Genomic DNA, 23412 nt, shown 5'->3' with positions numbered 1-23412 from the left:
TTTGATGGGGTAGGTTCGGAGCATGAGACGAGCTGTCTGCCCCGGATCCTTTGACCCCATCCACAACGGCCATCTCGAGGTCATTGCACGGGCGGCCGGCCTGTTTGATGAAGTCATCGTCGCCGTTTCCACCAACCCGGCCAAGAACTACAGGTTCGCGCTTGCCGAGCGCCTGGACATGGCACGGGAAACCCTGGCGTCGCTGAAGGGCATTGTGGTGGAGCCTGTCGGGGAAGGACTCCTCGCGGAGTATTGCCGGCAGCGGGGTGTCTCGGCAATCGTCAAGGGCCTTCGTTCCTCCTCTGATTTTGACTATGAACTGCCCATGGCCACGATGAACCGCCAGCTGAGCGGCGTGGAAACGGTCTTCCTCCCGGCGGAGGCCAACTACATCCACCTGTCCTCCACCTTGATCAAGGAAGTCGCCGGCCTGGGCGGCAGCGTGTCCGACTACGTCCCCAGATCCGTGCACCGGCGGCTGTTGTCGGGCGGGTCGGCGGCCGATCAGCAGCCAAGAGGGTAGGCTGTTCAGGTACTTCGGCGGCCACCGCCGGCTGGTTTGAGTCCCCACGGGTCTTCAGGCTAAGATGGTACGTCGGTCATATGTTCAACAGGAGTTCTCATTAAAAGAGATGCTGGTTCGCCCCTGGCGTTCGACGTCAAGGACCTCGGACGCAGTCCGGGAAGCATGCGGACACTGAAGGAACATGTACCCGCACCGGGTGATCTTGGTGTGGCGCTCATTGGTGTTCAGGAAGGCTCGGAGATCGAGCTGGACCTGAGGCTTGAGGCCGTACACGAAGGAATTCTGGTATCTGGAACCGCGCTTGCCGAAGTAACCGGTGAATGCGGCCGATGCCTGGATCCCCTTGCGTATGACCTTGAGGTCAATGTGCAAGAACTTTTCTTCTATGAGGGCGTTGAGCTTTCGGACGGAGAAGATGATGAAGAGCAACGTCGAGTCGAGCACGATGTAATCGATCTTGAACCGGTGTTGCGGGACGCGGTTGTCACCAATCTGCCGTTCCAGCCGGTGTGCCGGGAAGACTGCCAGGGCCTTTGCTCCGAATGCGGAGCTCGCCTGGAAGACGAGCCGGGGCACCACCACGAGGTCTTGGATCCTCGCTGGGCTGCCCTAGCTGATATGGCTAAGCCTGACCGGCAAAATTGATTTGTACGTGTTTGTCTAGAGAGAAATGAGTTAGCCGTGGCTGTTCCCAAGCGGAAAATGTCTCGCTCGAATACCCGCGCCCGCCGCTCGCAGTGGAAGGCGACCGCCCCCCACCTGGTGAAGACCGTGGAGAACGGCCAGGTTACCTACAGCCTGCCGCACCAGGCCAAGGTCGTCACCGACTCGGCCGGTACCGCGCTGTTCCTTGAGTACAAGGGCCGCAAGGTCGCGGACGTCTAATCGGCCCCTCAGGCTGACATGATGTCTTCAACTGAAGAGCTTTTGAAGCGTCTCGGTGTCTCCATTGACGCCGGGACGCTTCGTCTTGCGCTCACACACCGTTCCTACGCCTACGAAAACGGCGGCATCCCCACGAACGAGCGGCTGGAATTCCTGGGTGATTCCATCCTCGGGTTCTCGGTGACGGACGCCCTGTACCGGGACAACCCGGACCTCCCCGAAGGTGATCTCGCCAAGCGCCGCTCGGCGGTGGTCAGCACCCGTGCCCTTGCCGGCATCGGGCGCAGCCTGGGCATCGGCGAATACATTTACCTCGGGCAGGGCGAAAAGCTCACCGAGGGCAAAAACAAGGCGTCCATCCTGGCCGATACCATGGAGGCCCTGATCGGTGCCACCTATGTGTCCAACGACATCGAGACGGCGCGCCAGCTCGTGATGCGGCTGATCGGACCCCTGCTGAAGGACGCGGCTGCCCTGGGCGCCGGGACCGACTGGAAAACCAGCATCCAGGAACTCGCCGCGAGCCGCCAGCTTGGAACCATCCACTATGCCGTGGAGGGCTCCGGCCCGGACCACGCACGGGTGTTTACAGCCGTCCTGCACATCGGCGGTACGGCTTATGGCAGGGGAACCGGCCACTCGAAAAAGGAAGCGGAACAGGAAGCTGCCGCTGACGCCTGGCGGGCACTTTCCGGCACTGGTTCCACCGTGCAGGGCAAGTCCACCGGCTCCGTAGCCGCCAAGTAGGCATTGTGCCCGAACTTCCCGAAGTTGAGGTGGTCCGCCGCGGCCTGGTCAGCTGGGTCCGCGGCCGGACCATCGAATCGGTGGACGTCCTGGACCCACGCTCCATCCGTCGCCACGCGCTCGGGACAGAAGACTTTATAGGGAACCTCGAAGGCGCCACCGTCGCCGACGTCGTACGCCGGGGCAAGTTCCTCTGGCTGCCTTTGCTGGACGCCTCCGCCGGCCCTGCTGCCGGAGGGGCGCCGGCGAACGGACGTCCCGCCATCGCGCTGATGGCCCATCTCGGCATGAGCGGCCAGTTGTTGGTGCAGGACGGCGCCGTCCCGGACGAAAAGCACCTCAAGGTGCGGATCCGGCTGAGTCCCGGCGACGGCCTGCCCGGACAACTGCGGTTCGTGGACCAGCGGATCTTCGGCGGGCTGTTTGTCACCTCCCTGGTGCCGACGGACGACGGCGGCCCCGGCGGACTCGCCGAATCACCCCTCCCGCTGATAGCCGAGGAAGCGGCGCACATCGCCCGCGATCCCTTGGACCCTGCCTTTTCGTTTGACCTTTTTTATCGCCGCCTGCGCAAACGCAAAACGGGATTGAAGCGGGCCTTGCTGGATCAGGGCCTCGTATCCGGCATCGGCAATATCTACGCCGATGAAGCTCTGTGGCGTGCCCGGCTCCACTTCGCCCGGCCCACGGACACCCTCCGCCGGGCTGAAGCGGAAAGGGTGCTGGGCAGCGCCCGCGACGTTATGCTCGATGCCCTTGCCGCCGGCGGGACCAGTTTCGACTCCCTCTATGTCAACGTCAACGGCGCTTCCGGGTACTTCGACCGGTCCCTCAACGCCTACGGCCGGGAGGGGCAGCCGTGCCAGCGGTGTGCCGCTGCGGGAATCCACTCAGTCATGCGCCGGGACCAGTTCATGAACCGTTCCTCGCACACCTGTCCGGTGTGCCAGCCCCGTCCCCGCAACGGCCGCTGGTAGTCCCGCCGCGGCTTATTCTGCGGTTTCTTCGGTTCCGCAATGTGGACCTGGCTGCGACACTTTGTCGATGAAGGCCTGTCGCGGCCCGGCCGCGTATGGCTTCCCTTGGCGGACAAAGGAACGGGCAGCCCTTGTACATCTCAATGTCGGACCGCAAAGGCGGCCAGCAGGACCTTCAGGAAACGGATGGCCGCGCTGCCCTGACAGCGTTCAGGCTGTCTCCGGTGATCATCTGGCTCGGCATCGTGAGCATGCTGACCGACATTTCCTCAGAGTCGGCGGCCGCCATCCTTCCGCTGTATGTCACGGGATTTCTAGGGCTGTCCACCATAGCTTTTGGTGTCATCGACGGCATCAACCAGGGAGCCAGTGCCATTGTGCGGATCGGGGCGGGATGGGTGTCGGACCGTACCGGCCATCCCAAGCGGGTTGCCGTGGCCGGTTACGGCCTCTCTATGGCGGCCAGGGTTGGCTTCCTCTTCGCCGGCGGATTTTGGGCCATCGCCGGAATAGTGACCGGAGACAGGATCGGCAAGGGGATCCGGACCGCCCCCCGTGACGCCCTGATATCGGCAGCCGCGCAACCCGAATACCTTGCGAGGTCCTTCGCGATCCACCGGATGCTGGACAACATCGGCGCCGCCGCCGGACCGCTGATTGCCTTCCTCATCCTGATGCTGATACCCAACGGGTTCAACACGGTCTTTGTGGTGTCCCTGGCTTTCGCCGCGATCGGTGTGGCCGTGCTGGTGCTGGTGGTGCCGGACAAAATCAAGGTCACGGCAAGGCGGGCCGGGGCGACGTCCCGGCCCGCCTTCCGCTGGTACCGGCTGAAGTGGACGTACCTGAAGAAACAGGGCCTGGGCCGCCTGGTGGCAGTCACAGGTCTGCTGGGCCTGCTCACCATTGGCGACGGGTTTGTCTATCTTCTCCTCCAGAACCGGGAAGCCTTTGCCGTCCAGTGGTTTCCGCTCCTTTATGTGGGAACGAATGTGGCGTTCCTGGTCTTCGCGGTTCCCCTGGGCCGGTTGGCTGACCGCTGGGGACGGGTCCCGGTCTTTTTGGCCGGCCACGTCGCACTACTCGTGTGCTACGTACTGGCCGTACTTCCGCTGGGCGGGACCGCCGCCACGCTTGGCTGCCTTTTGCTGCTGGGAGTGTTTTACGCCGCCACGGATGGTGTGCTGTCGGCGCTCGTCAGCCAACTGGCGCCGCCGGAACGGCTGGGAACCGCCCTCGGAACCGCCCAGACAGTGGTGGCACTCAGCAGGATGGCGGCAGCTGCCTGCTTCGGCCTGCTTTGGTACTTGCTGGGGCCCGGTGCCGCTGCGGCCTGCGTGGCAGGCCTGCTGGCGTTGGCAGTACCGGCCGCAGCGGTTGTCCTTCGCGGGTCGGCCGGAAGGCCGGTGGCACCTTGAGCAGGTCCACGGCAGAAACTGCCGCCCGCGTCCCCGAGGCCACAGAGGACAGCAGCCTCAGCGATACACAAGTGTCCGGCACACCCCGACGCCGGCTGCTGCTCCTGCTGGTTGTAGCCGCACTCGCCGTGGCCGGGGCAGGATCCTACGGATTGTCGGCGTTCCTTCAGGAACGGGCCAGCCACGAGGCCGCATCAACGGTGAAGGTGGTTTTGGCCACGTCCTTGCCCGGGGAACCTTTTGTGATGTTCCGCAACACAGCGCCTGGCCAGGGCTACGGGCAGGCTGCCACTGTTGCCCTGGCCGATCCATCCGGCGAACGGGCCTTGAGCGGCCAGGCCTGTGACCGTGTCTACGCTTCAAAGGAGCTGGTCAGCTGCCTCCGGACCATCAACGGGATTCCGACGAAGTACGAAGCGGAAACCTACGATGCGTCGCTGCGGCGCCTTGATTCCTGGACACTGGGAGGCATCCCCAGCAGGACGCGGCTGAGCGGAGACAGTTCGTTGATCGCCACCACGGTCTTTGTTGCCGGGCATTCCTATGCCTCCGCCGGCTTTTCCACCGAAACCGTTATCCGCGGCAGGGACGGTACCGCCCACGGCAACCTCGAAGAGTTTGCCCTGATCTCTGACGGAACACGGATCAAGGCCTCGGACCGGAACATCTGGGGCGTCACCTTCGTACCCGGTGCTCCCACGGGCTTTTACGCCACGGCGTCATCCCAGGGCCACATCTGGCTGGTCCGTGGTGACCTCGCCGCCAGGACCCTGACGGTACTGGCCTCGGGGGTCGAGTGCCCGTCGATTTCACCTGACGGAACCCGGATCGCTTTCAAAAAGAGCACCACCGGCACGCTGGTGGGGCACCGGAACATCGCCGTGCTGGAACTCGCATCCGGGACCCAGACAGTCCTGGCTGAAGAGCGCGACATCGACGACCAGCTGGAGTGGCTGGACAACAGCACAGTTGTCTACGGGGTACCCCGGGATGACGCAGGCCAGGACAGCGATGTCTGGGCAGTTTCCGCCGAGGCCGGGGCAGCTCCCCGGCTGTTCATCGAACACGCCTGGTCTCCCGCAGTGGTGCGCTGAGGGTCAATCCCCCGCCACGGATCCCGGTATCCGGCGGGGAGCGCCCGTAAATCCGGGCCATTCCGACGCGACGCAGTAGATTTGGTGCAGGGAAGAAGCCTTCGCCCCACGCCATCCAGGAGATCCGAAAAGCCTTGCACCTCAAAAGCCTGACCGTCCGGGGGTTCAAGTCCTTTGCGTCCGCCACCACCTTCGAGTTCGAACCGGGTGTCACCGCGGTGGTGGGCCCGAACGGCTCCGGCAAGTCCAACGTGGTGGATGCCCTGGCTTGGGTCATGGGGGAGCAGGGCGCCAAGACCCTCCGCGGCGGGAAGATGGAGGACGTCATCTTCGCCGGAACCTCGGGCCGGCCACCGCTCGGGCGCGCCCATGTTTCGCTGACCATCGACAACACCGACGGCGCCCTGCCCATCGAGTACAGCGAGGTGACCATCTCGCGGACGCTCTTCCGTGCCGGTGGGTCCGAATACGCCATCAATGGGGCAAGCTGCCGCCTGCTGGACATCCAGGAACTGCTGTCCGACTCCGGCCTCGGCCGCGAGATGCACGTGATCGTGGGCCAGGGCCAGCTGGACAGGGTCCTGCACGCCACCCCGGAGGACCGCCGCGGTTTCATCGAGGAAGCCGCTGGCATCCTGAAGCACCGGCGCCGCAAGGAACGGACAGTCCGCAAGCTGGAAGCCATGCAGGCCAACCTGCAGCGCCTCACCGACCTCACCGGAGAGATCCGGCGCCAGCTGACCCCGCTGGGCAAACAGGCTGAGGTGGCCCGCCGTGCCCAGCGCGTCCAGTTCGACGTCCGCGACGCCCGTGCGCGCCTCCTGGCGGACGACCTTGTCCAGCTGCAGCAGGCCCTGGAGCAGGATGTAGCGGACGAAGCCGCACTGAAAACCCGGCGGGCCGCCGTCGAACGCGACCTCGAAAGCGGCCGCCGGCAGCAGGCCGCCCTGGAACAGCTCGCGGCGGAGGCGACGCCGAAACTTAACGCCGCACGCGACACCTGGTACCGGCTCACAGCCACGCGTGAGCGGCTTCGCTCCCTCGGATCCCTTGCCCAGGAACGCAGCCGCCTGCTCGGTTCCACAGAACCCGCCCCCTCCGGCCGGGACCCGGAACAACTGGAACGCCAGGCCGCCCGGGTCCGCGAAGAGCTCGCCGAACTCGAACGCCACATCCTGGACAGGCGCAGCGCCTTGGCGGCCGCCACCGCAGCCAAGGCAGACGCCGAAGCCGCAGCGCTCGCCGAAGACAAGCGGCTGACGGCCGTACTGCGGGCTGCGGCGGACCGGCGCGAAGGACTGGCGAGGCTGGCCGGGCAGGTTTCCGCCGCGCGGTCACGGGTGGAATCCGCGCAGGCCGAGCTGGGCAGGCTCCGGGAATCCCAGGCCGCCGGGCTGGAGCGGCGGGCCCGGGCGCAATCCGAGTTCACGGCGCTCGAAAACCAGGTGGCCGGGGTGGAAGAGGGCGAGGAATCCCTGGATGCCGACTACGAGGCCGCCAGTGCCGCCCTGGACGCCATACTGCAGGAAATCGCCGGGCTGAACGCCGCCGTCAGCGAGGGAATCCGGAAGCGTGACGCCCTCGCGGCGCGGCTGGACGCCCTGAAGCTCGGCCTCACCCGGAAGGACGGCGCCGGGCATGTCCTGCAGGCGGGCGTGGACGGAGTGATGGGAACCCTGGCCGCCGAGCTCACCGTGGAACCGGGCTATGAAACAGCAATAGCCGCCGCCCTCGGCGAGGCGTCGGAAGCGCTGCTGGTCCGCGACGGGCAAGCCGCTGCCGCAGTGGTTCAGGTTCTTAAGGATGACGACGCCGGCCGGGCGTCGCTCCTGCTGGCTTCCGCAGGTGCCGCGTTCCCGGCCGGGGCCCGCCCCGCGGAGGCCCTCCCGGCGCAGGCCCTCCCCGGGGGAGCCGAGTGGGCAACGGGACTCATCAGGAACGCGGGCGGCTTCACCCCTGCGGTGCGGCACTTGCTGGCCGGCGTCGCCGTCGTTGACGGCATCGAGGCGGCCGCCGCCGTGGTGTCGGCCCACCCAACTGTCACTGCGGTGACCCGGGGAGGGGATATTTTCACCGCGGTGTCCGCCGCCGGCGGATCAGCCAAGGCGCCGTCGCTCCTGGAAGTCCAGGCGGCAGTGGACGACGCCGAGGGGCAGCTTTCAGCCGTCACGGCCGGGCTCGAGCGGAACAGGTTCGCCCTGGCCGGCGCGGAGGCCCGGCGGTCTGAGGCCCAGGAACGGGCCGACGCCGCCCTTGACCGGCTGCACGAATCAGATGCACGGCTGGCGGCTGTCGCAGAGCGGCTTGGGCACCTCAATTCCGTCCTCCGCAGCGCCGTGGGTGAAAGCGAACGGCTCGCGGCGTCGCTGGACCGGGCGGAACAGAATGTTGCGGCGGAGGAGGAAGCGCTCGCCGCCGTTGCCACGCGGCTGGCCGCTGCGCAGGAAGCCCCGCTGGAGCAGGAGCCTTCCACCGAACACCGGGACGCCCTGGCCGCGGCAGCATCAACGGCCCGCACCGCGGAGGTCGAAGCCCGCCTCTCGCTGCGCAGTGCCGAAGAACAACTCACCGCCACCCAAAACCGGGTTTCGTCACTGGAACGCGCGGCGGCCACGGAGCGCCGTGCACGTGAAGAAGCAGCCGAGCGGGCCCGCCGCCGCCGTGCCCAGGCCACACGGGCCGCGGCCGTTGCGGCCGCCGTCGAGCTCGCCCTCCGGTACATGGACGTGTCCGTGGACCTGGCACGGCATGAACGCGACCTGGCAGAGGAGAACCGGGAACAAAGGGACCGCGAACTGCTGCAGCTCCGGACCGCCAACGACGCCTTGGCCAAGGAACTGGCTGAGCTGACGGACAACGTCCACCGGGATGAACTGGCCCGCGCACAGCAGCTGGCCAGGATCGAAGCCTTGGAAAGCCGTTCCATTGACGAACTCGGGATCACTCCGGACGCGCTGGTGGCCGATTACGGCCCGGACGTGCCCGTACCCGTTCCGGCCGAAGAAAACGGCGACAAGTGGGCCGCCCTGCGGGCCCCCGTGGACGCCGGCGGAACGGAAATCGTCGAGGGCAAGCCCTACGTCCGCGAGGAGCAGGAGAAAAGGCTTCGCAAAGCCGAACGGGACCTCGCCAGCCTGGGCCGCGTTAACCCCCTGGCACTGGAGGAATTCGCCGCGCTCGAAGAACGCCACCAGTTCCTCAGCACCCAATTGGAGGACCTGAAAGCCAGCCGCAAGGACCTGTTGGACATCATCAAGGAAGTGGACGACCGCGTCCAGCGGGTCTTCACCGAGGCCTTCGAAGACACCCAGGCGCAGTTCATCCGCGTCTTTGCCCGGCTTTTTCCCGGCGGGGAAGGACGGCTGGTGCTCACGGACCCGGCGGATATGCTGACCACCGGCATCGAAGTGGAGGCCCGCCCCGCAGGCAAGAAGATCAAGCGGCTCTCCCTCCTGTCCGGCGGTGAGCGCTCGCTGACGGCTGTCGCCCTGCTGGTGGCCATCTTTAAGGCGCGTCCCTCGCCCTTCTACGTGATGGACGAGGTGGAAGCTGCCCTGGATGACACCAACCTGGGCCGGCTCATCACCATCTTCGAGGAGTTGCGGGAGTCCAGCCAGCTCATCGTCATCACCCACCAGAAGCGCACCATGGAGGTGGCCGACGCACTGTACGGCGTAACCATGAGGGGCGACGGCGTCTCCACAGTGATCAGCCAGCGCCTCGGCGCAGAGGTGTAGACAGCCGTGTGAGAAGCTAGGGGAGTGAATGACATCCTCCCCATAATTCTGTCCATTGTTGCTGCCTTGGCGGTTATTGGCGGGCTGATTCCGGTCCTGCTCAAGACCCGGAAAAACATCAACCAGTACCCGGGGACCCGGGATGCCAACGATCCCGTACTGCCCCGGAGCGGCGGCACTGCGGTTGAGGACAGGGCGGCAACCACAACGGATATCCCGCCCGCCGGCACGGCGGACGTGGACACCGCTACGGTGCCGGACGATGCGGCCGGGCTGGAAGTCATCCCGGTGGAGACACCCCTGCCGGTGGCCGGACGGCTCATGCGCCTCCGTGAACGGCTGGTCCGCTCCAACAACATCATGGGCAAGGGGCTCCTGGCGCTGCTGTCCAGCGACAGGATCGACGAAAACGTCTGGGACGAAGTCGAGGAAACCCTCCTCCTGGCAGACCTGGGAACCGAACCCACCATGCAGCTGGTGGATGCGTTGCGTGAGCGCGTCAAGGTGCTGGGCACCCGGACCCCCGAGCAGGTCAAGGTGCTGCTCCGCGAGGAACTCATCAAGCTCGTTGACCCCTCGATGGACCGTACCCTCAACACCCGGCGCCACGACGACAAGCCGGCTGTGATGATGGTGGTGGGCGTCAACGGCGTCGGCAAGACCACCACCGTGGGCAAGCTTGCCCGTGTGCTGGTGGCCGAGGACAAGGACGTGCTCCTTGGCGCCGCCGACACCTTCCGTGCCGCTGCCGCCGAGCAGCTGGCCACGTGGGGCCAGCGCGTGGGTGTGCCCACCGTGACATCGGATATCGACGGCGCTGACCCCGCCTCGGTTGCCTACGAAGCGGTCAAGGCCGGCATCGACCAGGAGGTGGACGTCGTAATGATCGACACCGCCGGCCGGCTCCAGAACAAGGTTGGCCTGATGGACGAGCTCGGGAAGGTCAAGCGGGTTGTGGAGAAACTGGCAGAGGTGGACGAAGTCCTCCTGGTGCTCGATGCCACCACAGGCCAGAACGGGCTGAACCAGGCACGTGTGTTCTCCGAAGTGGTCAACATCACCGGCATCGTCCTCACCAAGCTGGACGGCACTGCCAAGGGCGGCATCGTTGTCGCTATCCAGCGGAGCCTCGGCGTTCCGGTCAAGCTCATCGGGCTGGGGGAAGGCGCCGACGATCTTGCACCCTTCGAAGCCGAGGCGTTTGTTGACGCCCTGCTCAACTAGTTCCGCCGCAGACCCTCAGGCCTGGACCGGCCTGAGGGTCTCCCTGGTACCGAGCCACACGCAGGCCGCAACCACCATGACCCCGCCGGTCACACCGAAAGCCCAGCCATAACCCAGCCGGTCCGCCAGCAGGCCGGCCGCGACAGGCCCAACGATCGCGCCGACGTCGGACGCCATCTGAAACACCGCCAGTACCTTTCCGCCGGACCGCCCGTTCCCGATAATGTCTGCGACGGCGGCCTGCTGGGCCGGCCCGAACAGCCCGGAGCCGACGCCGGCCACCGCGGAGGCGGCCAGGAACCATCCGAGCTGGTCAGCGAAGCCGATGGCCGCAGTGGCAGTGCCCGCCACCAGCATCCCCGCGATCATCAAGGGCTTGCGCCCCATGCTGTCCGCCAGCCGGCCGGAGAAGGTCAACGCCGCGGCGTTGCCTGCGGCGAAGACGGCCAACGCCAGCCCGGCCGCCTCCGGACCTGCGCCGAAGACGGCAGCGGCCAACAACGGAACGGTGGCCATCCGCACCCCGAAGGTGCCCCAGCCGTTCGCGAAGCTGGACGCCAGCGCGGCCCGGTACGGCCCTGTAGCCAGCGCCTCACCAAAGTTCATGTCCGGTGCACGCCCCTGCGTGTCCGCCGGTCCGCGGCGCTGGTGGCTCAGCTGCGTCTGGACCACCAGCGCGGCAACAATCAGGGCCGCAGCGTACGCCAGGAACGGTATCCGCAGGCCGAACCCTGCCAGCAGCCCGCCCACAATGGGGCCGCACACGTTGCCCACCAGGAACGCCGACGCGTACGCCCCGGAAACCCGGCCCCTGCTCTCCGGCGGTGCCAGGCGGACCACCAGGGCCATGGACGCCACCGTGAACATCACCGAGCCGGCACCGCCGAGCCCGCGGAAGAGCAGCAACTGCCAATAGTCCTGGGCAAAGGCGCAGGCCGCCGTCGACAACGCCACGATCAGCAGGCCTGCCACGTAGACCGGCCGTTCACCCACCTTGCCGATCAGGCTCCCGCCGGCCGGGGCGAACACCAACCGCATGAACGCGAAGATGGCAACTATCACCGACGCCTCGGTGTTGCCCACCCCGAAAGTTGTGGCGAACTGCGGCAATACGGGGGCAACAAGCCCGAATCCCAGCGCAATCAGGAACGCGGCGGCGAGCATCACCTTGATGTCGCGCGGAAGCCGGTCCCGTTGCGGCCTTAGACGGGCCAGGATCCTTGAAGTGGCGCCGCTTCCGCGGGGTGCTGCCGTCATGGTGCGCAATTCCTTGCAGTGGAGGAGGCCGGGTGCCGGCGGAAACGATGAAACACAACCGTAACAAGCGCGATATGCACCATTTACTTCCTAGAGGTTGTTGTAACAGGCCGGCAATCTAAATCCTCCGCGGGCGAAACACGCCGACGACACACTCGTTACAGGACGCAAAAAGGCGTTGGCAGGCGGACGATTCCGCAAGATTCGATGAGAGAGGACGTGCACCATGGAACTTACCGCAGGTCACGTTTGGATTATGGTGGCGGCAGCGCTTGTGCTGTTCATGACACCTGGTCTGGCATTTTTCTACGGCGGCATGACCCGGGCCAAGGCCGCGCTGAACATGATGATGATGAGCTTCATCTCCATCGGCATGGTCGGCGTTGTCTGGGTTCTCTGGGGTGCATCCATGAGCTCCGGCGAAGGCTTCCTGCAGATGGTGGGCAACCCCTTCGCCACCTTCGGCCTGGAGGGGATCGACACCCCTGACGGACTGATCAAGGTTGGCTATGCGGCCACCTTCGCGATCATCACCGTCGCACTGATCAGCGGTGCCATCGCCGACCGTGCCAAGTTCGGCGCCTGGACCGTCTTCGTCCCCGTCTGGGTGACGCTGGTGTACTGCCCGCTTGCCTACATGGTGTGGGGCGGGGGACTGTTCGGCCCCGAAGGCGCGGTGGGACAGGCACTCGGACCCGCCATCGACTTCGCCGGCGGCACGGTGGTCCACATCAACGCAGGCGTCGCGGCCCTGGTGCTGGTCCTCATCATCGGCAACCGCAAGGGCTTCGGTAAGGACCCGAACCACCGCCCGCACAACATCCCATTCGTAATGCTCGGGGCAGCCATCCTCTGGTTCGGCTGGTTCGGCTTCAACGGCGGTGCAGCGACCACGGCAGAGCAGGGTGGCCTGATCTGGATCAACACCCTCGCCGCCCCGGCCGCCGCGATGCTCGGCTGGCTCATCACTGAACGGATCCGCGATGGCCACCCCACTTCCCTGGGTGCTGCCTCCGGCGTTGTCGCTGGCCTCGTCGCGATCACCCCGGCCTGCGCCAACGTCAGCCCGGTCGGCGCCCTCGGCCTCGGCGTGGTAGCCGGCGTGGCCTCCGCCCTCGCAGTGGGGCTCAAGTTCCGGTGGGGCTTCGATGACTCGCTGGACGTCGTCGGCGTCCACCTCGTCTCCGGCATCATCGGCACCGTCGCCCTGGGCTTCATCGCACTGCCCGCCGACGGCGTGGGTGGCGGCCTGTTCTACGGCGGCGGAATGACCCAGATGTGGGCACAGCTCGCAGCAGCCGGCATCGCCATCGCCTACTCAGCGATCCTGACCGCCATCATCGCCCTGGCCATCCACAAGACCATGGGCTTCCGGGTCTCGCAGGAACAGGAAACGGTGGGTGTGGACCTGAGCCTGCACGCCGAGACCGCCTACGAGTTCGGCCTGAGCGGCCACGGCGGAAGCTTCCAGCCGCTGCACGACATGATTACGGGCAAAACGCAGCAGGACTCTGCGCAGGCCGCCCCGGCGGATGCGCAGAAGAAGGAATCAGCAACAGGCAAGGAAAGCGTGGGGGCATGAAACTGATCACCGCAATCGTCAGGCCGGAAAAGCTTGAAGCCATCCGGGAAGGCCTGGAAGCCTACGGCGTACAGGGCCTGACGGTCAGCGCGGCCAGCGGCTACGGCCGGCAGCGCGGCTACACCGAGGTCTACCGCGGCGCCGAGTACAACGTGGATCTGCTGCCGAAGATCCGGGTAGAGGTGCTGGCCACCGACGAGCAGGCCGATGACATCCTGGACGTCATCATCGCCAGCTCGAACACCGGCCGGGCCGGAGACGGCAAGGTCTGGACCATGGACGTCTTCGAAGCCGTCCGCGTCCGCACCGGGGAACGCGGAGTCGCAGCCATTTAGTTGGCAACAGCACAAACCAACCACAAAGGACGGGCAGGAAACCGAAGAGGTTTCCTGCCCGTCCTTTGTGGTTGCCGCTGATCTTCCCCGCCGGGTGGCCTACTGCCCGGCCTCCACGGCTCCATGAGGCTGCCGTGGACGCGCGGAACCTGCCCATGACGCCGGACCGGACGAGCCGGCGTCGTACTCCTCCAGAGGCACCTCACCCCGCTCCCAGGCCTCGAGGACCGGTTCAACGATCCGCCAGCATTCCTCCGCAGTGTCGCTCCGGACGGACAGCAGGGGGTCGCCTGTGAGAACCCCCTCCAGCACTTCACCGTAAGGCAGGAGATCGGAGGCATTCAGCTCCGCTTCCAGCGTGACCCGGTCCAGGCTGAAGATGTTTCCGGGCCCGTTGACGTCGACGTCGAACTCAAGCGTGTCGGGACCGAAACCAATCCGAAGCTGGTTGGGGGAGTCCACGCCGGTGAAGCCCTGGGGGAGATGGGGCACCGGCAGGAAGGTGACAAGGGCCTCCTTGCGCTTAGTACCCAGCGCCTTCCCCGAGCGGAGGATGAAGGGAACGCCCTGCCAGCGCCAGTTGTCGACGTGGACTTCCACTTCGGCCAAGGTCTCGGTGTTCCTCGAGGGGTCCACGCCCGGTTCGTCGGCGTAGCTGGGCACCCTTCGTGCGCCGATGGAGCCGGCGGTGTAGCGTGCACGGCGCGTGCTCATCCTGTACGGCGGCTTGATGCTGCTGGCCCGCAGCACGGTTCCCACGGCCTCGCGGAAATCCCGTTCATTGACCGAGGCAGGCGGCTCAAGAGCCATCAAAGCCATGACTTGGAGCAGATGGCTCTGGATCATGTCGCGGAGGGCGCCCGCACTGTCGTAATAACGTGCCCGGCCTTCCAGGGCCAGGTCCTCGTCAAAGATGATCTCCACCTTTTCGATGTGGTTCCGGTTCCAGATTGGCTCCAGGAAGGTGTTGGCGAACCGAAGGCCCAGGATGTTCAGCACGGTGGCCTTGCCGAGGAAGTGGTCCACCCGGTGGATGTGGTCCTCGGGGACCAGAGTCCGCAGGAGTTCATTCAGCTGTCGCGCGGATTCCTGACTCGAACCGAACGGTTTCTCCATCACCAGGCGGGTTCCGGGCGGGACGTCGTGCGGGTGGAGGACCTCGCAGGCTTTCTGGCTGACCTGCGGGGGGAGGGCGAAATATACGGCTACCGGGGCTTCGAGCCGGGCCAGCAGGGCCGCGAGCAGTCCCGGGGCGGTGACGTCGACCTGGTGGTAGCTCGTCGATTCCAGGACGCGTTTCAGTTCCAGCTTGCCCGCCGCATCGGCGCGGAGCCCGGCGTCAGCGAAAGAGGTGTCCACGCGGTCCAGCCACTGCCCGGGTGTCCAGGGGCTGGAACCCGCTCCGGCGAGCTTCAGCCCGCGTGCCCGGCACGTGGCCACCAACTGGGCCAGGCCCGGCAGGAGGAGCCGGCCGGTGAGGTCACCGGTGGCGCCGAGGATGAGCAGGGTCTTCACAGCAGGTTGGCTCGTCATTTCGCCAGCATGCCACCTTGCGGGCCGGCTTGGTACTCTAGATAGTCGAGTCCCGATCATCCACTGAAAGAAGTGCACGGCACGTGTTCAATTCACTCTCTGACCGGTTGACAGCAACCTTCAAGAATCTCCGTGGCAAAGGCCGCCTCACCGAGGCCGATGTTGATGCCACAGTGCGGGAGATCCGCCGCGCCCTCCTGGACGCGGACGTTGCCGTTCCCGTGGTCCGTGAATTCACGGCCCGGGTGCGCGAACGCGCCCTGGGTGCCGAGGTCTCCGGCGCGCTGAATCCCAGCCAGCAGATCGTCAAGATCGTCAACGAGGAACTCGTGGAGATCCTGGGCGGCGAAACCCGCCGGATCCGCCTGGCCAAAAACGGCCCCACCATCATCATGCTCGCCGGCCTCCAGGGTGCCGGCAAGACCACCCTTGCCGGCAAGCTGTCCAAGTGGCTGAAATCCCAGGGCCACAGCCCCCTTCTGGTGGCCTGCGACCTGCAGCGCCCCAACGCCGTCACCCAGCTCCAGGTAGTGGGCCAGCGGGCCAAGGTGCCCGTTTTCGCGCCCCACCCGGGAGCCACGTCCTCCGAACTGGAGCACCCTGCCGGCGACCCCGTTCAGGTGGCCCGCGCCGGTGTTGAAGAAGCCCGCCAGAAGCTGCACGACGTCGTGATCGTGGACACCGCAGGCCGCCTCGGCGTTGACGCGGACATGATGGAGCAGGCACGCCAGATCCGCCGCGCCATCGTCCCCAACGAAGTTCTGTTTGTCATTGACTCGATGATTGGACAGGACGCCGTGAACACGGCGCTCGCCTTCGACGAGGGCGTCAACTTCACCGGCATCGTATTGTCAAAGCTCGACGGCGATGCCCGCGGTGGTGCCGCCCTGTCCGTTGCGTCGGTCACCGGCAAGCCCGTGATGTTTGCGTCCACCGGCGAAGGCCTGGACGACTTCGAACTGTTCCACCCCGACCGGATGGCCTCGCGCATCCTGGACATGGGCGACGTCCTGACCCTCATCGAGCAGGCCGAGAAGTCCTGGGACAAGGACGAAGCTGCCCGGATGGCGAAGAAATTCGCTGACCAGGAGGACTTCACCCTCGAGGACTTCCTGGCCCAGATGCAGCAGATCCGCAACATGGGCTCCATGAAGAAGATGCTCATGATGATGCCCGGCGCGCAGAACATCCGCCAGCAGCTGGAGCAGTTCGACGAACGTGAAATTGACCGCGTCGAAGCCATTGTCCGGTCCATGACGCCGCACGAGCGCCTGGCACCGAAGATCATCAACGGCTCGCGCCGCGCCCGCATCGCCCGTGGCTCCGGCGTTCACGTTTCCGAGGTCAACGGCTTGCTGGAGCGTTTTGCGCAAGCCCAGAAGATGATGAAGAAGATGGCCCAGGGCGGAATGCCAGGTATGCCGGGGATGCCTGGTATGCCGGGTGCCGGCGGCGGGGCCCGCAAGAACGCGAAGAACGCCCCGAAGAAGAAAGCCAAGTCGGGCAATCCGGCCAAGGCGGCCCAGGAGCGCAAGGACGCCGAGGCCCGCCGCGCCAACGCCGCCAAGGCCCTGCCCACCGGTGCCGCTTTTGGCCAGCAGGGCGGCGACTTCGACCCCTCGCAGCTGAACCTGCCCAAGGGTTTCGACAAATTCCTCGGCAAGTAGCCCCAGGGCCCAATTAAGCAGCGCCAAGTGTCGTTTTGAACCGTCAACGACACTTGGCGCTACTCACTTAAGATGTCGGTGCAGTGGAATAGGGTTGGGTCATGTTCAAGCAGAGGGTAGTGTTCGTGCACGGTGCCGGCAGTTTCGGCTCCGCGGCCTGGCCGCGCCAGCACGGTATGGCACTGTCCCATGACGCCTTGTTCCTCCGCCGCTACGGCTATGATCCGGTGGCCGAGCCCGTTGAATCCTCCTTCGAAGAGGACGCCGGGATTGTGCTGCGGTCGCTGGCCGACGACGGCCGGGGCGCCGCGGGCGGGCACGTCGTTGCACATTCCCAAGGTGCCATCCCGGCCATGCTGGCCGCCGTCGAACGCCCTGACCTGGTCTATTCCCTGACGCTGGTGGAACCGGCGTGCCTCTCGCTCACCGCCGAACTCCCGGCCACCGCAGCCCACATCGGCCTCATGCAGCCGTTGTTCGATGCGCGTCACCGGATGAGCGACCAGGATTTCCAGCGCGAGTTCGTCCGGCGCGTGTATGCCACCGACCTGCAGCAGCCTGCCACCGCCGAGGAGAAGCGTTCCGCCAGGCGGCTGCGGCTTCAGGCCCCGGCATGGGAGGCCCCGCTGCACATTGTTCCCGGCGTGCCCACCCTGGTCCTCACCGGCGGATGGGAGCCGCTCTACGAAGAGATCGCTGGATACCTGCGCGAGACCGGTGCCCTGCACCGCACTGCGGCGGGAGGGCACCGGCCCCAGGACTCCATGGAGGGGGACCGCATCATCCGTTCGTTCATCCGGGATGTGGACAGAATCCAGTCACTCCGGGCATCCTGACGTCCTACTTTCCGGCAGGAACGTTCAGCTCCGGCAGGTAGACCTTGCCGCCGGCCGCCAGGAATTCCTCACTCTTGCCGCGCATCCCTGCGGCAGCCTCGGCCAGCGCCGCCTGGGATTCGGCGGAACCGTATTCGTCCCGGATGTCCTGGCTGATTCGCATCGAGCAGAACTTGGGTCCGCACATGGAGCAGAAGTGGGCCGTCTTGGCCGGCTCGGCAGGAAGCGTTTCGTCGTGGAAGGCCTCGGCCGTCACCGGGTCAAGGGACAACGCGAACTGGTCGCGCCAGCGGAACTCGAAACGAGCCTTGGACAGGGCGTCATCGCGTTCATGCGCGCCGGGGTGGCCCTTGGCGAGGTCTGCCGCGTGCGCTGCGATCTTGTAGGTGATCACCCCGGTTTTGACGTCGTCCTTATTGGGCAGGCCCAGGTGTTCCTTGGGGGTGACGTAGCACAGCATCGCCGTGCCGTACCGGGCGATCTCGGTGGCACCGATGGCAGAGGTGATGTGGTCGTAGCCGGGCGCGACGTCGGTCACCAGCGGCCCAAGCGTGTAAAACGGGGCGCCCTTGCACAGTTCCTGCTGGCGCTCCACGTTCTCGCGGACCAGGTGGAACGGAACATGGCCAGGTCCTTCGACCATTACCTGGACGTCATATTCCCACGCCCGCTGGGTCAGCTCAGCCAAGGTGTCCAGCTCGGCGAACTGCGCCGCATCGTTGGCATCCGCTGTTGCCCCCGGGCGCAGTCCGTCGCCCAATGAAAACGCGACATCGTACTTGGCGAAGATTTCGCAGAGCTCGTCAAAGTGCGTGTAGAGGAAGTTCTCCTGGTGGTGTGCCAGGCACCAGCCGGCCATGATCGACCCGCCCCGGGACACAATCCCGGTCACCCGGTTGGCTGTCAGGGGAACGTACCTGAGCAGGACTCCGGCGTGGATGGTCATGTAGTCCACACCCTGTTCGCACTGCTCGATGACGGTGTCGCGGAAAATTTCCCAGGTCAGTGCGTTCGCTTCGCCGTTGACCTTCTCGAGCGCCTGGTAGATGGGGACGGTTCCAATCGGCACCGGGGAGTTGCGGATGATCCATTCCCGGGTGGTATGGATGTCATCGCCTGTGGACAGGTCCATCACCGTGTCCGCGCCCCACTGGGTGGCCCATTGCAGTTTGTCCACTTCTTCGGCGATGGAGCTGGTGACCGCCGAGTTGCCGATGTTGGCGTTGATCTTTACCAGGAATGCCTTGCCGATGATCATCGGCTCGGATTCGGGGTGGTTGATGTTGTTGGGAATGATGGCCCGGCCCGCAGCGACCTCACTGCGGACCAGTTCGACGTCACAGTTCTCCCGCAGGGCCACGAACCGCATCTCCGGGGTGATCACGCCCTGCCGCGCATAGTGCATCTGCGTCACGGTCCTGCCGTCGACGGCGCGGCGGGGCACCGGCCGGCCGCCCTTCCACTCCGCGCTGGCGGCCCCGCGCCGCACCGCCGACCGGCCGTCGTCGAGCAGGTTCCGCCCGCGGCCGCCATAGGTTTCGGTGTCGCCGCGGGCTGCTATCCACTCCGCGCGGAATGGCGTGAGGCCGCGGACCGGATCACTGCCCGGCCCGGCGGTGCGGTAGACGCGGAAGGGCCCGTTGGGCTGCCCATTGGGTGACTCCGCCAGTGCTATCTCCGTGACGGGTACCCGGATTTCAGCGGCTGCATCCTCGACAAACGCCAGGGAGTGGGACTTCAGGGATTGCGTGACAGGCGGCGTTTCAAGGCCTTCGGAGGCGGCGCCGGACTGAATTTGGGCAGGGTCAAGCCGTGCATTTGATGTACTCAAGGAATACTCACTTCCTTCGCCGGCATTACCCGGACAGGTTCAACGGTCGCAGGCTGCGTCAGCCCGATCTCAGCCCCTGCAAGGGCACCCGTGTGGTCACAAAGAAGCTACCACAGCTGTCCGTAGGGGCCCTGTCACATTCGGCGGTGCTAGCCTGTCGGGGCGGGAAAGAGGCAAACCATGGCAGAAATTATCCAGTTCAACGGCGCCGTCCTGACCGGCCCCGACGCGGAGGAGCGCGGGCTATGGTCCGTGGACGGCAGGCTGACGTTCCGCCGGCCGGCCGCGGAACCGGACAGGTTCCTGGAGGGCTGGGTGCTGCCGGGGTTCGTTGACGCCCACTGCCATATCGGCTTGGGCCCCGGAGGCGCCGTGGATGAAGCCACCGCGGAGGAACAGGCACGAACGGACCTGACCGCCGGCACGCTGCTGGCAAGGGATGCCGGTTCGCCCGCGGATACGCGTTTCCTCCAGGGCAGCCGCGGCGCCCCGCTGCTGATCCGCGCCGGAAGACACGTCGCCCGGACACGGCGTTATCTTCGCGGCTTTGCCGAAGAGGTGGAACCCGACGCGCTGGTCGAAGCCGTCCGGAAGCAAGCACGCGAAGGCGACGGCTGGGTCAAACTTGTGGGGGACTGGATCGACCGCGACGCCGGTGACCTGGCGCCGTCGTTCCCTGCCGCCGTCGTCAGGGACGCGGTCCAGGCAGTGCACGACGAAGGTGCCCGGATCACTGCGCACTGCTTCGCCGAGGAAACCCTTGACCAGATGCTGGACGCGGACATCGACTGCATCGAGCACGCCACCGGCCTGCTGCCGCGCCACCTGCCGCGGTTCGTGGAACAGGATGTTCCCATCGTGCCCACCCTCATCAACATCGCCACATTTCCTGACATAGCCGCGCAGGCGGACGCGAAGTTCCCCCGGTACGCGGCACATATGCGCGCGCTGTGGGAACGCCGCGCCGAGCGGGTGCTGGAGGCCTTCGAAGCCGGGGTAGGGATCTACGCGGGCACGGACGCGGGCAGCGTCATCAGGCACGGACGGATCGGTGATGAAATCCTGGCCCTCCATCATGCCGGCCTGCCGATGACCGCGGCCCTCGACGCCGCGTGCTGGGGCGCACGGAAGTGGCTGGGCGCCGAGGGGGTTGAGGAAGGCTCCCGGGCCGACGTCGTGGTGTGCCGGGAGGACCCGCGGCAGATACCGGAGACGGTGCGGGATCTGGACCACGTGGTGCTCGGCGGCCGCCTCGTCCGCTGAGAGATGGACAACGCCAAACTGCTACTTGGAATAAATTGAAGCTTCAAGTAATTTTAATAGTGACAGGCCCACCAACCCGACGGGCCACAGCACCGGGAGTTTTCAATGACTGCAGAAGCCGCCACCCAGGATCTTCTTCCTGCCGACCTCACCATGGGCACCGTGATGCTCAAGGTGGGCGACATGAAGGTCATGACCGATTACTACCAACGTGCCCTGGGGCTTGACGTTGTTGCCGAACAGGACGGCGGGCTCTACCTCGGCCGGCTCCGGAAGCCGCTGGTCCACCTCGCGCCGGCTCCCGGCCTGAATCTTCCCGGCAGGGGAGAAGCGGGACTCTTCCATACGGCACTGCTGTTTGAGAACCAGACAGACCTCGCCGCCACCATCGCCACTGCCGCGCAGTTCGAGCCGCGCTCGTTCACCGGCAGCGCGGACCACCTCGTCAGCGAGGCCTTCTACTTCACCGATCCCGAAGGCAACGGTGTTGAGCTCTACTGGGACCGCCCGCGGAGCAACTGGTCGTGGAACGGCACCGACGTGGTGATGGACAGCCTCGCCCTGCCGCCGCAGAGGTACCTTGAGCAGCACCTCACCGAAGAATCCCTGGAAGGCCAGCGCGGAGCCGTGGCGGGGGTGGGGCACGTCCACCTCCAGGTGGGCGATGTCCAGTCTGCCCGCGACTTCTATGTCGGAATCCTCGGCTTTGAAAAGACCGCCGGCTGGCATGGGCAGGCATTGTTTGTCTCCGCGGGCGGGTACCACCACCACATGGCGATGAACGTCTGGAACAGCCGGGGTGCCGGCCCCCGCAAGGACACGTTGGGCCTGGGTGAGGTGCTCATCGAGGTGCCGTCGGGGGACGACGTCGGTGCGCTGGCAGACCGGCTGAAGGTCGCCTCGGTGCCGGCCCACCATACGGGTGCGGAACTGCGGTTCGAGGATCCGTGGCGGAACAACATCCGGGTCGCCGTCCGCTGAACCTGGCCACGTGGCGCCGTGTGAAAGCCGGGCCGTGTACTAGGCTGATGCCGAACGGCCGGCGCGGCAGGCGCCGCTTGCAGGAGCGGCCGTACCGTCGACGGAATGAGGGCACTTCCCATGGGCTTCACCGAGATCTTTGTTGCCGACCATGCAGGCGCATTGAAGCGCGCCGGTGTATTGGACCAGGGCAGCGGCCAGCCCGCCGCCCAGGCGGTGCGCATCCCGGACATCAGCGACTTCGAAGTTGAGCAGCTCGGTGACCTTGCCGGCACTGCCGTGCACGCCGGCGGGGCGGACTACGAGCTGACTATGGTGGACGTGGCCAGCGACTCGCTCCTGGCGGTCCCACCGGCCATGGTCCGTGCGCTCGCGGACCTGCTGACCTACGAGATCGAAGGGGAAGGCAATGTCCTGGACGACGTCGCCGAACAATGGGCGGCCCAGGAGGACATGCCCTTCGATTCCGCCCAGGCACGGGCCTACGTGCGGCAGCTGGCGGAACTCGCCGGCGGAATTGACGACTCTGAACGCAGCGGCCTGTACGTCTGGACTTCCTGAGCTTCGTGCCTCGCGGGCACGGGGCGGGGTGTCAAGTCGAAATCCGGGCGCTCATCTGGCACAATAAACAGGTACTCGATCTGCGTGGCCCCTCTCTCCGCGTCCGGATCCTGTCCTTCGAGCCCGCAAGTACGGCCCGCCCCACGGGTGCAGAACGCCGGGTTCACCCCCTTTTCTGAAACAGGAGTGACCACAAAAGTGGCCGTAAAGATTCGCCTTAAGCGCTTTGGCAAAATGCGCGCACCGTACTACCGCATCGTCGTTGCAGACTCACGCACCAAGCGTGACGGCCGCGCCATCGAGGAAATCGGCAAGTACCACCCCACCGAAGAGCCCTCATACATCGAGGTTAACTCCGAGCGTGCCCAGTACTGGCTGTCCGTCGGCGCCCAGCCGTCCGAGCAGGTTGCCGCGATCCTGAAGATCACCGGTGACTGGCAGAAGTTCAAGGGCCTGCCGGGCCAGGAAGGCACCCTCCGGACCAAGTCCGAGAAGGCAGCCTTTGTTGCTCCCGAAAAGGGTTCTGTGATCATCCCGGAAGCCATCACCAAGAAGGCATCCAAGTCTGACGCAGCCGAGGCGCCGGCCGAAGCAGAGACCACCGAGGCTGAGTAAATTGCTGGCAGAGGCGCTGGAACACCTGGTCCGGGGAATCGTTGATTCGCCGGACGACGTCAAGGTCAGCTCCAAGAGCAACCGCCGCGGGGATACCCTCGAGGTGCGCGTTCACCAGGACGACCTCGGAAGGGTGATCGGCCGCCAGGGCCGCACGGCACGCGCACTGCGCACCGTTGTGGCAGCCCTGGCCGGGGGCGAGCCGGTAAGGGTCGACGTCGTCGACACAGACCGCCGCCGCTGAGCGCTCGGCTACATCAGCTTTGCTCCGGCCCCTCCACCCATGGTGGAGGGGCCGGAGTGCTTTCACCGGATACCCGCGCTCCACACGGAACAGACACAT

At 65.9% G+C, this 23412-nt stretch carries 21 protein-coding genes and 1 riboswitch; of the genes, 18 read left to right on the top strand and 3 right to left on the bottom strand.

Annotated features, from left to right (window positions below; all coding sequences use genetic code 11):
- The first annotated feature begins 22 nt into the window (after window positions 1–22).
- From coaD to ftsY, 9 genes are all read left to right on the top strand, one after another.
- Window positions 23–523, top strand: a complete 501-nt coding sequence (coaD, locus tag BACI348_RS12660) for a pantetheine-phosphate adenylyltransferase (RefSeq protein WP_159826291.1) — start codon at window positions 23–25, stop codon at window positions 521–523.
- A 123-nt stretch (window positions 524–646) separates the two neighbouring features.
- A complete protein-coding gene (locus BACI348_RS12655; protein WP_159830079.1) occupies window positions 647–1171 on the top strand; it encodes a YceD family protein in 525 nt (174 codons plus the stop codon).
- Window positions 1172–1207: 36 nt separating this feature from the next.
- On the top strand, window positions 1208–1411 hold the full coding sequence (gene rpmF / locus BACI348_RS12650) for a 50S ribosomal protein L32 (RefSeq protein WP_009356569.1): 204 nt from the start codon (window positions 1208–1210) through the stop codon (window positions 1409–1411).
- A gap of 21 nt (window positions 1412–1432) precedes the next feature.
- Window positions 1433–2158 carry a ribonuclease III gene (gene rnc / locus BACI348_RS12645; RefSeq protein WP_159826289.1) on the top strand — a complete coding sequence of 242 codons (726 nt, stop codon included), beginning with the start codon at window positions 1433–1435 and terminating at the stop codon, window positions 2156–2158.
- Between the two features lie 5 nt (window positions 2159–2163).
- On the top strand, window positions 2164–3135 hold the full coding sequence (mutM, locus tag BACI348_RS12640; protein WP_159826287.1) for a bifunctional DNA-formamidopyrimidine glycosylase/DNA-(apurinic or apyrimidinic site) lyase: 972 nt from the start codon (window positions 2164–2166) through the stop codon (window positions 3133–3135).
- Window positions 3136–3266: 131 nt separating this feature from the next.
- A complete protein-coding gene (locus BACI348_RS12635; RefSeq protein WP_236557549.1) occupies window positions 3267–4553 on the top strand; it encodes an MFS transporter in 1287 nt (428 codons plus the stop codon).
- Entirely contained in the window at window positions 4550–5647 is a 1098-nt protein-coding gene (locus tag BACI348_RS12630; protein ID WP_328699954.1) for a TolB family protein, read from the top strand. The genes BACI348_RS12635 and BACI348_RS12630 overlap by 4 nt, the downstream gene beginning before the upstream one ends.
- A gap of 134 nt (window positions 5648–5781) precedes the next feature.
- Window positions 5782–9384 (top strand): chromosome segregation protein SMC, encoded by a 3603-nt coding sequence (smc, locus tag BACI348_RS12625; RefSeq protein ID WP_201298420.1) that lies wholly within the window; start codon window positions 5782–5784, stop codon window positions 9382–9384.
- Between the two features lie 24 nt (window positions 9385–9408).
- Window positions 9409–10608, top strand: coding sequence for a signal recognition particle-docking protein FtsY (ftsY, locus tag BACI348_RS12620; protein WP_159826285.1), 1200 nt, complete (start codon window positions 9409–9411; stop codon window positions 10606–10608).
- A 15-nt stretch (window positions 10609–10623) separates the two neighbouring features.
- On the opposite strand, the gene BACI348_RS12615 is transcribed toward ftsY, so the two are convergent.
- Window positions 10624–11865 (bottom strand): MFS transporter, encoded by a 1242-nt coding sequence (locus tag BACI348_RS12615; RefSeq protein ID WP_159826283.1) that lies wholly within the window; start codon window positions 11863–11865, stop codon window positions 10624–10626.
- 226 nt (window positions 11866–12091) lie between these two features.
- Between BACI348_RS12615 and BACI348_RS12610 the strand changes: the two genes are divergently transcribed.
- Window positions 12092–13447: an ammonium transporter gene (locus BACI348_RS12610; protein WP_159826281.1), complete on the top strand. Its 1356-nt coding sequence runs from the start codon at window positions 12092–12094 to the stop codon at window positions 13445–13447.
- Window positions 13444–13782, top strand: coding sequence for a P-II family nitrogen regulator (locus BACI348_RS12605; protein WP_015937412.1), 339 nt, complete (start codon window positions 13444–13446; stop codon window positions 13780–13782). Before BACI348_RS12610 ends, BACI348_RS12605 begins: the two co-directional genes overlap by 4 nt.
- Window positions 13783–13881: 99 nt before the next feature.
- On the opposite strand, the gene BACI348_RS12600 is transcribed toward BACI348_RS12605, so the two are convergent.
- Window positions 13882–15315: a glucose-6-phosphate dehydrogenase gene (locus BACI348_RS12600; RefSeq protein ID WP_159826279.1), complete on the bottom strand. Its 1434-nt coding sequence runs from the start codon at window positions 15313–15315 to the stop codon at window positions 13882–13884.
- Between the two features lie 83 nt (window positions 15316–15398).
- Between BACI348_RS12600 and ffh the strand changes: the two genes are divergently transcribed.
- The gene (gene ffh / locus BACI348_RS12595; protein WP_159826278.1) at window positions 15399–16982 is read left to right on the top strand and encodes a signal recognition particle protein; all 1584 of its coding nucleotides are present in this window, start codon (window positions 15399–15401) and stop codon (window positions 16980–16982) included.
- Between the two features lie 101 nt (window positions 16983–17083).
- A complete protein-coding gene (locus BACI348_RS12590) occupies window positions 17084–17818 on the top strand; it encodes an alpha/beta fold hydrolase (RefSeq protein WP_159826277.1) in 735 nt (244 codons plus the stop codon).
- Window positions 17819–17822: 4 nt separating this feature from the next.
- On the opposite strand, the gene thiC is transcribed toward BACI348_RS12590, so the two are convergent.
- Complete coding sequence (gene thiC, locus BACI348_RS12585; RefSeq protein WP_159826276.1) at window positions 17823–19649, bottom strand: phosphomethylpyrimidine synthase ThiC; 1827 nt, start codon at window positions 19647–19649, stop codon at window positions 17823–17825.
- Window positions 19644–19751, bottom strand: a riboswitch (TPP riboswitch). It overlaps the preceding gene by 6 nt.
- A 78-nt stretch (window positions 19752–19829) precedes the next feature.
- Here thiC and BACI348_RS12580 point away from each other — a divergent pair.
- The 5 genes from BACI348_RS12580 to BACI348_RS12560 all read left to right on the top strand — a co-directional run bounded on the left by BACI348_RS12580 (window position 19830) and on the right by BACI348_RS12560 (window position 23313).
- On the top strand, window positions 19830–20912 hold the full coding sequence (locus BACI348_RS12580) for an amidohydrolase family protein (protein ID WP_159826275.1): 1083 nt from the start codon (window positions 19830–19832) through the stop codon (window positions 20910–20912).
- A gap of 105 nt (window positions 20913–21017) precedes the next feature.
- Entirely contained in the window at window positions 21018–21893 is an 876-nt protein-coding gene (locus BACI348_RS12575) for a VOC family protein (RefSeq protein ID WP_159826274.1), read from the top strand.
- A gap of 120 nt (window positions 21894–22013) precedes the next feature.
- Window positions 22014–22454, top strand: coding sequence for a hypothetical protein (locus BACI348_RS12570; RefSeq protein WP_201298514.1), 441 nt, complete (start codon window positions 22014–22016; stop codon window positions 22452–22454).
- A gap of 198 nt (window positions 22455–22652) precedes the next feature.
- Complete coding sequence (rpsP, locus tag BACI348_RS12565; protein ID WP_159826272.1) at window positions 22653–23069, top strand: 30S ribosomal protein S16; 417 nt, start codon at window positions 22653–22655, stop codon at window positions 23067–23069.
- Window position 23070: 1 nt separating this feature from the next.
- Window positions 23071–23313: an RNA-binding protein gene (locus BACI348_RS12560; RefSeq protein ID WP_013601399.1), complete on the top strand. Its 243-nt coding sequence runs from the start codon at window positions 23071–23073 to the stop codon at window positions 23311–23313.
- Window positions 23314–23412: the final 99 nt, after the last annotated feature.

The organism is Arthrobacter sp. 9AX, assembly GCF_902506095.1.
Classification (GTDB): Bacteria; Actinomycetota; Actinomycetes; order Actinomycetales; family Micrococcaceae; genus Arthrobacter.
Note: the sequence above shows the minus strand (reverse complement) of the source record. Positions and strands in the feature narration are given on the sequence as shown.